The 13,055-nt window shown below is 60.4% G+C and carries 10 protein-coding genes and 1 tRNA gene; 6 read left to right on the forward strand and 5 right to left on the reverse strand.

Translation table 11 applies throughout. The features are described from left to right. Positions 1–17: 17 nt before the first annotated feature. Both NHAM_RS11050 and NHAM_RS11055 read right to left on the reverse strand, forming a co-directional pair. Positions 18–2,288 carry a CHASE2 domain-containing protein gene (locus NHAM_RS11050; protein ID WP_011510641.1) on the reverse strand — a complete coding sequence of 757 codons (2,271 nt, stop codon included), beginning with the start codon at positions 2,286–2,288 and terminating at the stop codon, positions 18–20. Positions 2,289–2,765: 477 nt separating this feature from the next. Then, positions 2,766–4,106 carry a tetratricopeptide repeat protein gene (locus NHAM_RS11055; protein WP_011510642.1) on the reverse strand — a complete coding sequence of 447 codons (1,341 nt, stop codon included), beginning with the start codon at positions 4,104–4,106 and terminating at the stop codon, positions 2,766–2,768. Between the two features lie 362 nt (positions 4,107–4,468). On the opposite strand from NHAM_RS11055, the gene NHAM_RS11060 reads away from it, so the two are divergent. Continuing rightward, positions 4,469–4,545, forward strand: a tRNA-Arg gene (locus tag NHAM_RS11060). Between the two features lie 329 nt (positions 4,546–4,874). Continuing rightward, positions 4,875–5,240: a PRC-barrel domain-containing protein gene (locus tag NHAM_RS11065; RefSeq protein WP_011510643.1), complete on the forward strand. Its 366-nt coding sequence runs from the start codon at positions 4,875–4,877 to the stop codon at positions 5,238–5,240. 525 nt (positions 5,241–5,765) lie between these two features. Here NHAM_RS11065 and NHAM_RS26700 read toward each other — a convergent pair. Together NHAM_RS26700 and NHAM_RS11070 are read right to left on the reverse strand one after the other, a co-directional pair. Then, positions 5,766–5,930: a hypothetical protein gene (locus NHAM_RS26700; protein WP_157043605.1), complete on the reverse strand. Its 165-nt coding sequence runs from the start codon at positions 5,928–5,930 to the stop codon at positions 5,766–5,768. A 134-nt stretch (positions 5,931–6,064) separates the two neighbouring features. Continuing rightward, positions 6,065–6,853 carry a hypothetical protein gene (locus NHAM_RS11070; RefSeq protein ID WP_011510644.1) on the reverse strand — a complete coding sequence of 263 codons (789 nt, stop codon included), beginning with the start codon at positions 6,851–6,853 and terminating at the stop codon, positions 6,065–6,067. Between the two features lie 406 nt (positions 6,854–7,259). On the opposite strand from NHAM_RS11070, the gene NHAM_RS28885 reads away from it, so the two are divergent. From NHAM_RS28885 to NHAM_RS11090, 4 genes are all read left to right on the forward strand, one after another. Beyond that, positions 7,260–8,144 (forward strand): L-lactate permease, encoded by an 885-nt coding sequence (locus NHAM_RS28885; protein WP_198136921.1) that lies wholly within the window; start codon positions 7,260–7,262, stop codon positions 8,142–8,144. Then, a complete protein-coding gene (locus NHAM_RS28890) occupies positions 8,126–8,827 on the forward strand; it encodes an L-lactate permease (protein WP_198136922.1) in 702 nt (233 codons plus the stop codon). Before NHAM_RS28885 ends, NHAM_RS28890 begins: the two co-directional genes overlap by 19 nt. Positions 8,828–9,362: 535 nt before the next feature. Continuing rightward, positions 9,363–9,602, forward strand: a complete 240-nt coding sequence (locus tag NHAM_RS26705; protein WP_198136923.1) for a hypothetical protein — start codon at positions 9,363–9,365, stop codon at positions 9,600–9,602. A gap of 235 nt (positions 9,603–9,837) precedes the next feature. After that, positions 9,838–10,188: a GrlR family regulatory protein gene (locus NHAM_RS11090; RefSeq protein WP_011510646.1), complete on the forward strand. Its 351-nt coding sequence runs from the start codon at positions 9,838–9,840 to the stop codon at positions 10,186–10,188. Positions 10,189–10,287: 99 nt separating this feature from the next. Here the strand turns inward: NHAM_RS11090 and NHAM_RS11095 are convergent, their stop codons facing one another. After that, on the reverse strand, positions 10,288–12,969 hold the full coding sequence (locus NHAM_RS11095; protein ID WP_041358002.1) for a PAS domain S-box protein: 2,682 nt from the start codon (positions 12,967–12,969) through the stop codon (positions 10,288–10,290). Positions 12,970–13,055 lie beyond the last annotated feature (86 nt).

Here is a 13,055-nt window from a genome sequence, read left to right on the forward strand (position 1 = left end):
GGTCCTGCCGAAGTAGGCTATTGCAGCGGCGCGGTGTCGAACGGTGCGATCTGTTCGGCAAAATGGCTGTAAAAATCCTGCATCTCCTCACCGGCGAGTTCGCGGCACCGCGCCAGGGCAGCGCCCGCCTCGTCCATATGACCAACTTTGATCGCAGTCAGCAGCGCGCCGTGCAGACGTTTCCATTCGGCAAACTCCGGCGACGCCGCCATCGCCTCATCGCCCGCGATCGCGTAAATCTTGGTCGGTCGTGACTTGCCTTTCAACAGGATTTCACCTGCCTCAAGCAGCGCGATCCCCTTTGCCCGCTGCGCCACGTCTTCCGAAACCAGAAGGTCCACATTGAGCGCCTTGCTTGCCGACTCGATCCGGGCCGCCACGTTCACGACGTCACCCATGGCGGAATAATTGAATCGCCTTTGCGATCCCATGTTACCGACGCAGGCCAGTCCGGCATTGATGCCGACCCCGATCCTGACGCGGGAGTCCTCGAAACCGCGCGCGGAAAACCCGAAGACGTCGGAGTCGTTGAGCGCGTCGAGCGCCGCGCGCATCTTGAGCGCCGCGCGGCAGGCTCGGGTCGCATGATCGGGAACGTCCACCGGCGCGTTCCAGAACGCCATGATCGAATCGCCGATGTACTTGTCGATCGTCCCCAACTCATCCTGGATCGCATCCGACAGCGGCGACAGCAGCGTATTGATAAAATCGACAAGTTCCGTCGCAGTCAGAGCTTCGGAGATCGGCGTAAAGCCGCGTACATCCATGAACATCACGGAAATATCACGGGACTCGCCGCCAAGCCGCATCGCCTGCGGCGAATTTTCAAGCTGCGCGAGCAGTTCCGGTGCGAGATACTGGCCGAAGGCCTGACGCACGAACTTCTTCTCGTGATCGGAGGCGACGTGAAGCACACGCTCGACGGCGATATAGACCGCCAGCGCCGCCAGCGAGGGGAAGATCGGATCAATCAACAGCCGGAAATGCGAGAACGCGATCCACGAGCCCGCGAGCCCTGCCACGAACACCACCACGCCGGCATAGAATGAAAACCGAGCGCCGAACGCCAGGACCAGGCCTGCGACCAGGGCGCCGAACAATACGGTCAGAACGATCTCGAGCCCGTTGGTCCAGTCCGGGCGCTCGATGAAGTCCTGCGCGAGGATCTGCTCGATCAGTTGTGCCTGGATCGCCACGCCCGGAACCAGCCCGCCGAGCGGCGTCGCGCGCGCATCCATCAGACCCGCGGCCGATGCGCCGACAAGAACGATCGCGCCATCGATCAGTGGCTTGACCGCAGCCTCTTTGCCGGGATCGAGAATGTCCTTCACCGACACGTAACGTTGCGGTCGATCGCGGCTGAAATAGACCCATGACTCGCCGTTGCTGGTCAGCGGCAGCTTGAAAGCGCCGACGCGCATATCGATCAGCGCCGCGTGACCGGTGTCGCTGTCGCCGCTCGATCCGGTCCCGCGGACGATGATGCTTTTCTGATTCTGGGCGACACGCAGCGCCTCAATCGCAAGGCCGGGATAGACCTTCGCGCCGTCGGAAAACAGCATGGGAACGCGGCGGACGATGCCGGCGCGATCGCGCGAACTCAAGTTGATGCCGCCAATGCCAGCGGCAGCTTCGTTGAAAATCGGCAAGCTCGACACCGTACCGTGAAACGGCGCAAGCACCTTTGTCGGATTGACGCCGACAAACGCCAGCCCGGCCCGGACCGGCGGACGCTTGTCGTTGGCGACGTTCGTCGCGGCAAAGCCGAGTACAACCCCTGTCTTGCCGATTGCATCCGCGAACGCCCGATCATGATCCGGCAGGTTCGCGAGCAGTTTCATGGTCTGGTCCAGATCGGGCGCGCCGGAGTCCTTCAAGTCGTTGGCAAGCCGGCTCGGCGTGGTGCGATCCGGCTCGGAAAAGATGACATCGTAAGCGATCACGCCGGCGCCAAGGTCGGCAAGCCGGCGGGTCAGCGCGGCAAGGCGCGTCCGCGGCCACGGCCATTGTCCGTATTCGGCGATCGAGGCCTCGTCGATATCGACGATCCGCACCGGCAGGTCGGTATAGGCCCGCGGCTTGAGCCGCTGATAGGTATCGAACGTGCGCTCCTTCAATTCGGTGACGATACGCGGATCGTAAGCGCGCAGCGAGGTGAGCAGCACAAGCGTCGCCACCGCCGCACCGACGGCGCGGAGATTCTTGTTGCGCATCAGCCGGCGCAGACGCGCCCACACCAGCATGGTCCGCACGCGCAAGGTGCCGCGCAAACGCGCCGCAGCCTTCATCGTCCAGCCTCGTTTGCAGATGCGACCAGATGGCCGGCGCTCCCGATGCAGGTTGAAAGCTGGCTCGTCATTCCGCTGCTCGCTCCTGCGAGCCTCCCGGGCAAACTAGGATCAGCGCAACCAAGGGACGACGACAAGGGGCTAAATCCGGTTCGATGATTTTGCGACCGGTTGTTCGGCAACCCGCGGAACAACGAGACGTCGCAAATGTGATCGGCACACTAGAGCCTTTTCGCTTCTGATGGAATCAGAAGCGGGCTCTATGATTTTGATTTGACGCGTTTTCTTCACGCGAACCGGTATCCACTTCGCTTGAAAACGCTCTAACGGAATCCGCTCGATTTGGCGCAGCAAAAATAGCCGTCGAGCGGGCGACGCGGGCTTTGCCGACCGCCTGCTGGGCGTGGCCGGAAGGCGGTCGCCGGACCGCGTTCTCGCGGGGCTTTGGCGCAAGACGTATCGGTGCAGAGGTCCGGCTCAGAACCGCGCGGTCGGCCCGACCGAGACTGAAAAGTTGTCGGTCGTGTAATTCGGCAGCGACGAGTCGATCTTCATGTATTGGACCTGAGTCCGCACGCCGACGTTCTTGTACACTTGCGCATCGAAGATCGCGCCGTAGCGTTGCTCCCTGTCGTTCCGCATCGTGAAGGGGTCGACGATCGGATTGGGCGCATCATAATTGGCCCAGCTAAAGCCGATCGTCGGCGCGATCACGAACTGATGCGGCGTGCCGAACACCGACAGGGCGAACGCGTACGGAAAAGCCATGTCGATCGAGTAGCGCTTGTAGGAGTAGTAATCGAAGATCGCGCGATTCTGATCGTATCCGGCGCGCGCCGCCCAATGCAGCAGCCCGAAGCGCAAATCCGATGTCACCGCCGCCGACAGCAGATCGCCGGTCTGCTGGCTGGCCGTCGGAAAGTTGGTCGAATCCGAGAAATCGCGGTGCCGCTGCTCGACGAACGCCTCCAGAAGCCCGAGATCGCCGACCGTCGTGCGCGCGGACACGCCGCCGCCGCCGGCCGAGAAATAATTGGCGTCCCCGAGCCAGACCTGATCGCCGATGCCGTAAAGCTTGAACGATGCGTTCTGGCCGATCCCGATGCGCGGACCGACGACGAGTTCGACCAGGCCGAGATTGAACTGGTTGAGCTTGTACTGGCGCGAATTGACGCCGAGGAAGCTCGCTTCGATGGCATCCCCCCGCGTGCCGATCTTGTAGGCGTAGTTGGCTGTGAGTGTCTGGAAGAAATTCCAATCGGGATGCTTGCCGAACGCGCCGTCGAGAAGTGCATCCTGACCCAGGGCGCGCACCATCAGGCTTGAGGGACCAAAGTTGGCGTTGGTCTGATAGCGGAAGCCGGAGGTGGTAAACACGCTGAACTCGTATCGCGCCAGCCGGCGGTCGATTTCGGTCAAATAGGCGCGGACCTGGGCCCTGATGTCATCAGGGGCGTCGGCAGCCTTGATCGCCTCCTGAAAATAACTGCGCGCGAGTTCATACGAGCCGAGCTTGAAATACAGCACCCCCAGTTCGAGTTTCACGCGCGGCAGATTTGGATTGAAGAACAGCATACGTTCGAGCGCGCCGATAGCGGCTTCATAGTCGCCACGTTTCACAGCCTGCTCGGCGAACTTGAAACTCACCTCCAGGTTGGAGGGATTTTTGTACATCTGCTCGAACAGCGCGTCGTAGTCCTGCTCGACCACGGCCGCCGCCGTAATAGGCGGCGCCGGCGATTGCGCCGCAGCCCCCGAGCAGCAGGCAATCGTCGTGATCAAAACGAATGCGGCTTTCGCCGTATGAACAAGTTTCAAACCGCCACCCAAAACTATCTTTGATGCGAGACTCCCTTTCCATCTCCGTGGAATATCGAGGAAATCCGCAATGTAATGGTCGTCAGATTAGCGTCGGACGGCCCAATTGAAACAACCATGGCTGACGAGCGGGGTGATTTCAGCGCAGCGTCACCTTTTTGCCACACATTGAATTATTGAAATCAATGACTTGGCGACATGTCCCGAACGGGCACACGAGCCATAGAGAGACGGGAGCCCTCGCCCCGGCCGCCGCGATAGCCGTCGGACTGTCGGCGCAGCCATCAGTCCGGCGAGAGACACAGCCGGTCCAAGCAAACTGCGTGACATCGGGACCCCGCCCTTCCTATAAGGGGGCGCATGCGCTCGTAGCTCAGCTGGATAGAGCATCGGATTTCGATTCCGAGGGTCGGGAGTTCGAATCTCTCCGAGCGCGCCACCTCCGCATTTGGACGCAATTATTCAATAATGCGTGCTCGCGCTGATCGCTGTCGGGCCGGCACCAAGTCCAGTCGAAGCGCAGGAAGCCGTCCTTGAATCTGCAGAAACGGCGACATGGCCGCCCTCCGCGACCTGGCAGAACTGGCCGAGTCTGGCAGGGCATCGATCGCGAATTGAATGCGCTGGTCAACGTCACCCTCCGAAGTGAACAGCGCGGCCAGTTGGCCCGAGCGGCGAGAGTTTGCCTGCCTAGAGTGCGACAGATCGCGCGTTCCCGGAACGTTTCCCGCACCTGTCGCTTAACTAGTTGCAAAGAAAGGAAAATATATGTCCATGAAAAAAAGGAGAACCGACCACTTGATCGCCAGCGATAGAAAGTCTGGGAAGGCTGTCTACGGCGCCGAGAAAAAGAAGATAGGTTCAATCAAACGTGTGATGGTTGACAGGAAGAGCGGGGAAATTGCCCACGCCGTACTCGGTTTCGGCGGCTTCCTTGGCTTCGGCGACGATCATCACATGGTACCGTGGAACCTGCTGAGATACGACGCTGATCTTGGTGTGTACAGTTCCGACATAAGCGGGAGCCGGCTGAAAGGCCGCCCGAAGCACGGCACCGAAACCATCTTTGACCGGAATGCCCGATACGCAGTGCTCGACAAGTATGACAACGAGTGGGTGATGCATCCCGGCTGAGCATTGGAACTTCCGTTACTGAAACTTACCCGCCGGGATGCCCGGCGGGTTTTGTGCGTCAGGCGCGATATTTGCCCGATTATCTTGGTGACTGAAGGCCTGGGGACGACAGCCATTTGTCGATGCGCGACGCTGTTTCAGCTTGTCGTGCCTTTCGTATTAACCGCTCTCGCTCAACGCCGGGCTGAGTACCGCGCGCCTCTTTACGCAGGCGCTGAGCTTCATCGTTGAGGCGTTGATGAAGAGATTTGAGATTCTGTGGAAAGCGAGGTCGAGTCTGCATGGTGTTGCTCCTGTGTTGACGAAGGCGGGAGCGCAACACTGTCAGTCACCGATAAATGCCGATCTCCGGACGGCGGTGATAATGAGGTCGAGCGCTATAGAGCGAATATTGCGAGTACGCGGGTGCTATCACGGTATTCCCGCGAGCGCAGATATCAGTCCCTTCGGGGATCTTCGAACAGGCAATTCACGAGCAACGCGATTTACCCGTTTGCGCTCTGCCGCCAGCGCCGGTTATGCTGGTCATAGTGTTTTGGTGACTACTTCCATATGGGCAGCCCAGCCGAACATAACCAGAGCGGCGCGACCGAAACCCAAAAAGAAAAATCGGCCTTCATTGGTTGAATTGGGGCCGATCGACAAAAAAGCCGCCGAGCGATAGCGGTTCGACTCTTTCAGCGCCGCCATTAGGCAACGTCCGTATTTGGGTGCTGGAGCGGTGCACTGACGAAAACTGCACTGGAAGTTTCAGACGTTGCAATACGAAACGGAAGCGGCTTACAGGCGTTCGGACGCTGAATGGGCGTATTGTGTCGCAAGCGCTACCGCGTTCCCTTGAGTACTTTGCGGACCGCATCAAATGTTCTTTTTTCGTCTGGCTCCTCCTGTTCGAACCAATGTCCGGGAGGATATTTGGCAATGCGGCGAGCGAAAAACGAGGCAGGCTGCCACGCGTCACGATTCTTCTTTTTGAATATGATGATGCCTTGGCGCGTAAAGTACGACGGGCCTGTGATCTTACAATCCACCGAGAGCTGTAGCCGCCAAAGATCATCCTTTGATGCCTTGTCGGACAGGACCACGTACTCGAGAGATACAGGGTTGCCGATTGTGCAGCGCCCTTTCTTCAATAGATCGCCTAGTCCACCCTGCGCCGTAGCGACAAAGTCGTAGTTGGATGTATCACGTAAAAAGGAAACGTTAGGCTGCGGGTAGTCGTCCGCCACCTCACGAGCAATTAGAGACAGCGCAAACGGTCGCCAGCCGAGTTCCATCGTCTTCGCGTAGGCTGGCCCGAGTGACATGACGCCACTCGCCGATATATCCCACGTGATTGTGTACTCGTCGTCCGGCTTGTCGCCTTGGTTTCTGGACCACGACAGGAACACGGGGTCTTCAGAGTCATGCTTTTGGCCGACCCCCCACCCTCTCGGGACAAAATGGGCAACCTTGGCAGCGTGAGACAGGATATCGTCTATCGTCGCTCCATCTTGCGCTCGCCATGTTGTCTTGACCCTTTTTATCAACACGTCTTCTTCGGCGTATGCGCGCCCAAAAATTGCGCTTATTATTGCGAACATAGCAAAGAGCAGCGACCAACGATGGAACATAGGATTCTTGCGCCTTCAACAAGTTGCTTCATGCTTCCGGTATGCTTCCGGTCGAAACGATAATTCCGCCCCCGAAAGAATAAAACAAAGCACTATACGGTCGGGCGTCTGATAGCTCAATGCACGTCCTCGCTCTACGGCGTGGGAGACGAGCCATGTCCTCCTGGAATCGAGGCACATCGCCGGCTTAGAAGCTGCCGCTGAAGCCGAGTGGCGGTCACGGTGACTAGCACCTCCTCCCGTTGCCGAGGGAGGTCTTCATCCATAGGTTGATAGCGCAGAGCCACGTGCTCGGCTTGTTCACTCAAAATCCGGCTCAGGGGGCGAAGGTGGAGAAATAGACGTCATAACGTGGAGGTTATTTCCCATGTTTACGCAAATTCTCGATCCCACTGGCAATCTGTTTATGACATGGCTGGTCGCGCTCATTCCGGTCGCGGCCCTGCTCTTTATGCTGGCAGCGCTGCGTTGGTCGGCCTGGGTGGCCACGCTCGTCGGCTCGCTGATTACGGTCGCGCTTGGCCTCTGGGTTTGGCGGATGCCGGTGGGCGACGGCATCCGGGCCTATGCCTACGGCTCGGCCACCGGCGTCTGGAACGTCGACTGGATCACGTTCTGGGGCGTGATGCTGTTCAACACCCTGGTCATCACCGGCACCTTCGACAAGCTGCGCCGCTGGCTGGTCTCGCAAGGCACGCAGGATGTGCGGGTGCAGACCATTCTGTTCGCTTGGGCCTTTGGCGCGCTTTTGGAAGGCCTGGTTGGATTCGGCTATCCCTGGGCTTTCGTGGCGCCGATCCTCATCGCACTCGGCATTCCCGATCTCGACGCCATCCGGGTGGCGGCGATCGCCAACAACGCGCCTGTTTCCTATGGCGCCCTTGGCGCCCCCATCATCGCGCTCGCCGCCGTCACCGGCTACCCGCTGCTCGCACTCTCTGGTTCGATCAGCAAGGTTGTCGCGGTGCTCGCGCTGCTGCCGCCCTGGATCCTGCTCTATCTGGTATCCGGCAAGAGGGGGATGTGGGGCGCGTGGCCATTGGCCGTGGTTGGCTCGCTTGGCTATATCGCCGGCCAATTGCCGGTGGGCCTCTATCTTGGCCCCTATCTGCCGGACGTTGCCGGTGCGATTGTCTGCTTCATCTGCGTCCTGATCCTGCTCAAGATCTGGCGCCCCGCGGAAGTTCTCGGCTACGGCGGCACGCCGGTGAGCGGCGGCGCTGCCATGGCAGAGGCGCACGCCTTTCTGGCCGCGATATCGCGCAGGCATGGATGCCGATCGCGGTCCTGATCATCGTTGTCGTCGCCTGGACCGGTCCCTGGTCGAAATTGCCAGGCGTCGTGCTGCTGCACATGCAAGTGGCCGCGGCATCATCAATCGCACCGGGCGCGACCATCGCAGCGGCCTTCAATTGGACACCGTTCGTGGGCGGCTCGGCGATCCTGGCTTCGTGGATCATCGTCGCTTTGCTGCTACGGGTGAACGGTCAGCAGCTTTCCGAGATATGGCGCAAGACCTGGTCGCAGATGTGGGGTGCTTGTCTGGTCGGCGTGTTCATCTTCGGCTTGGCCTACGTCTATAACTACTCGGGCATGGCGGCTTCGCTGGCCAAAGCCTTCTCCGCGCTCGGCACCGGCTTTATCATTGTCGCGCCAATTCTCGGCTTTATCGGCGTGGCTCTGTCGGGCAGTAACACCTCGACCAATGCGATGTTCGGCAAATTCCAGGCGCTGGTCGGGCAATTGCTCGGTTTTCCGCCGCTGTTATTGCCGACGGTCAACTCGGTGGGCGCCGAGATCGGCAAGCCGGTGGCGCCGCAGACAGCGAGCGTCGGTGTTTCGACCACCCGCTTCGTTCGCAACGAAGGCGAGGTCATCCGACATAACTTTTTCTGGTGTCTGGTGGTGCTGGTTTATCTCATCATCATCAGCGTTGGTTTCTATGTGTTGGCTCCTGGCACGATGACCATTTAAGGGAACAGGACAAATCTTGCATGAAAGGGGCGCTTAAATCGCGCCCCTTTTTGCAACTTATGCTTCGCAGAAAATGCTGCGGGTAATGCGCATGCCCTGATTCATTGCAATGCTCAGCGCGCTGTTGCAAATGCCTGGCAGCAGCGCCGACAGTTTTTCAGCCGGACAATCGATCGAAGTTGGACGATCTACTGTGGGATTTTTTTCGTAGTCTCAGTTTTCTATCGTGGAACCGGCTGGAACTTTGGGTGCAACCAGGCATTATTGCCGGCATCCGCAACGGAGATTCGAATGAAAAAGATCGCACTTGCAACGTCGCTGGCCCTTGGGGCTGCGCTTCTCGCGACTCCGGCCTCGGCGTTACCTGCGAGTGGGCCAACCTCGATGCCGTCGCCCAGTGCCATCCAGCCGGTGCAGTTCTTCTACGGCGGACGGAACTACTGTTGGTATGACAACGGCTGGCGCGGCCCCGGCTTCTATTGGTGCGGCTATGCGTTCCGTCGTGGCATGGGTTGGGGCGGCGGCGCAGGCTGGCATGGCTGGCATCGGGGTGGCCAACACTTCGGCGGCCATCGTGGCGGTCCCCGTCCCGGCATTCATCGTGGCGGTCCAGGTCGTTCCGGAATGCATCACGGCGGCGGGAGAGGCCATGGTGGAGGTCATCACGGCGGCGGTCATGGTGGCGGTGGTCACGGTGGCGGTCATGGTGGCGGTGGTCACGGTGGCGGCGGTCATGGCGGCCGCCATTAGGCTGGTCCATCATCGGCTGGCGTAGCGCGGACTGCCGCGCTTCGCCTTTCCTCTGCAAAGGCCCTTGGCGAAAATCGCATAATTCCAGATCACGGATTGGTCTGCGAAACTGCGTGCGCCGACACGATGTGCACGATGCTCGTCGCGCATCGCTTTCGAGTGCCGAGCCGTCCCCTGCGCCTTATCGCATTGACGCGCTCGCGCCGCCTTTGACATAATGCCCCCGGACAAGACAAGATGCCGGTTGCGAGCGGATCGCCATGAAAAATGGGCTATATTCGGTTCATGTTGCCTTGCTCGACGGCCGTGTGGGCAAGGGCAGCGGTGTCGTGATGTTCCGCGACGGCAAGATCCTCGGCGGCGACGCTTATCTGTTCTATACGGGCAGCTATTTCACAAAAGACGACGGTACGTTCAGGGGCGAGGTTCTGGTCCAGCGCCATACGCCGAGTGCCGACGCCAATCTGCTGTTCGGCAGTTCCCAACCCGTGGGCATCGGTGTCACCGGCACATTCACGGATACGACCGGCACGATGAACGGCACCGCGCTGGTCGGAAAGGCCAGTCAGATTTTTCGGGCAACGCTGCACAAGCTGGCCGACGCGGATTGACCGCTATTATGCCCTGATTTCGAAGAACCCGTGTCGTGGTTGCAGTCGTCGCTGCGAACTCGATATGAAATGCGTCGGCAACCACACTGGTTCGAGTTGCTACTCCGCAGCCAGCTCCATCGGCCCGACGCGCGGCAAAACGATGTGAACCCGCGTCCCCTCCCCGGATATGGAGTCGAGATCGAGGCGCCCGCCGAGACGGTTCGTCACGATGTTGTAGACGATGTGCAGACCGAGACCGGTGCCGCCCTGATCGCGCCGCGTCGTGAAAAACGGGTCGAACGCCTTGCGCCGCACATCGATGCTCATGCCGCAGCCGTTGTCGGAAAACAGGATTTCAACATTGTCCCGGCCGGCTCCCCGCACATTGATATCGACCGCGCCGCCCTTACCATCCGGAAAGGCATGCGCCAGCGAGTTAAGGAAAAGATTGGTCAGCACCTGGCCGTAAGGCCCGGGGTAGCTGTTCATCGAGAGATTGGGTTCGCAATCGACCGTCAGCGTCACATTGTGCTTGCGCAGGCCGGGACGCAGACTCATGACGACCTGCTCGGTGAGTTCACCGAGGTCGAAGGTCCGCTTGTCCGAATAGCTGCGGTCGGCGGCAACCTGCTTGAATGACTGGACCAATTCGGCGGCGCGATTGAGGTTGGCGACAAGCTGCGATGCAGCATCGCGATTGGTTGCGACGAAATCGTTCAGGCTTGAACGCCGCAACCCCCCGCGCGCGACTTCCTCGGCGAACAGAGCAATCTTGCGCTCCAGCGACGAGGCCACCGTCAGGCTGATACCGACCGGATTGTTGACCTCGTGAGCGACGCCCGCCACGAGACGACCGAGCGCCGCGAGCTTCTCCGCCTCGATCAGCGAGTTCTGAGTTTCGCGCAGGTTGCGTAGCGCCGTCTCGGCCGCGTCCTTGGCCTGCCGCATTTCCTGTTCGTTGCGTTTACGATCACCGATATCAAGCGCGACCGTGACGATGTTCTCGACGCGGCCGTCGGCGCCGCGGATCGGCAGCTTGTTGACCAGCCATTGCCGCATCGTGCCCAACGCATCCTCATACTCTTCTTCGTAGAAGCCAAGCTCCTTGCCGCTCTGAAGAACCCGCCTGTCGTTCTCGTCGGTCTTTGCCGCACCGTAACGCGACATCAGGTCGCTCGTCGTTCGCCCGATCGCATCCGCCGGTTCGATCGCGAAAATGCCCGCCATGTAGCGATTCATCAGGACGTAACGCAGGTCGGCGTTCTTGACGTTGATCATCGCGGGCACAGTGTCGATCACGAGTTGCAGCACGCGCCGTCCTTCTGCGATCGCCTCTTCGGCGCGCCGCTGCTCGGTGATGTCGCGAACCACCCCTTCATAGCGGACGATGCGGCCATTCTCATCGCGGACCGCTGTCGCGCTGTCGGAGAGCCAGAGAATGCCGCCATCGCGCTGGCGCACCTGATACTCGAACCCGCGGGCGGTCCCGTCGCGTTCCATCCGCAACTGGTATTCGGCGCGCGCATACGGATCGACGTAGATCGTTTGCGCGCTGTCACCGATATCGCGCATCAGATCGTCCGGGGTGTCATAGCCGATTATCCGCGCCAGCGCCGGGTTGGCATCGAGCAGTTGACCACCCGGCGTCGTAACATAGATGCCATCGACCGAACCTTCGAACAGCTTGCGGTAGCTCTCCTCGGCAAGACGCTGCTCGGCAAGCGCGCGAACGGCAGCTTCCCGCGCCGAGTCCGCTTCAGCAAGCGTCCGGCGAAACACTTCGGCGGCGCGGGCGATATCGCCGATTTCGTTATCGACGTCGGTTGCGGGAATCGACGTCTCCTTTTCACCGCCAGCCAACTTCCGGATCGCCCTCGCGATCGCCTTTAAGGGCCGGATCGTTCGTCGCACCACGAACATCGCCGCAAGCAGGCCAATCAATATTCCTACGCTGCCGAGAACGATGCTCTGCCATTTGGTTTCGGCCAGCGTTCGCGCGAAGTCGTGCGACAGCACCTGCTCGCGTTGCGTGCTGAGTTCGCGCAACAACTCCGTGACCTGCCCGATCATCCGGCCTTCGGTGCCCAGCACATCCCTGTCGAGATCGGCGATCTGACGCTCCCGCAGCGATATCGCAATCACGGCATCGGCGTAGGCCTCAACGGCGGCACGGACTGCGGGCTCGCCGATGGGGATGGCGCGCATCTTTTCCGCCGACCGCTCCGCGGTGGTGGGATCATGCCCGAGCAGTGCGGCGGCGACATCGCTCTGGGCTCGAAACAGTGTTTTTGAGGCCGACTGATCGGCCGCCTGCTCGATTACTGTTTCGAGTTTTTCACGCAGCGGCGGCAGGGTCTCGATCAGCTCCGCGCGGCTTGCGATCAGGTCCGTCACCCGCTCTATGCCCCTGCGATAGGCCTCCAGCCGCGTCGTGACGCCGTCGATCATCTCCTGCTGTTCCGGCGCAAGCTTGATACGCGTCTTCTTCAGCAACTCGTTCAGCGACGATGCGGCCCCCCACACCCGGCTGGACTGCGCACCTGGATCGGTGACGTAGTCTCGCGCCGCCAGCCGCAATTCGTTCATACGGCGGTCGATTTCCTCGGCGAGGTCGCCGACGCTGTCCAGCCGCTGCAACTCGGCGAAGGTATTGTCGAGATGGCGCGTCGCGACGACGTTGGCCACGCTGGTTATCACCATGATCGCCAGCACCAGCAAAAATCCGCCGAAGGTGATCTGGCCGATCGACAGCGAGGATGACCGCATCCGCTGCAAAAATGCTCCGAACCCAGATGGCATGGCGTTAAGACCGGCTCCCGACGGCCCAATATAGGCCGGTTTGCAGCCTCGGGGAACATTCCGTCCGTGTTGACGGGAGCGTCGGT

Source organism: Nitrobacter hamburgensis X14 (genome assembly GCF_000013885.1).
GTDB lineage: Bacteria > Pseudomonadota > Alphaproteobacteria > Rhizobiales > Xanthobacteraceae > Nitrobacter > Nitrobacter hamburgensis.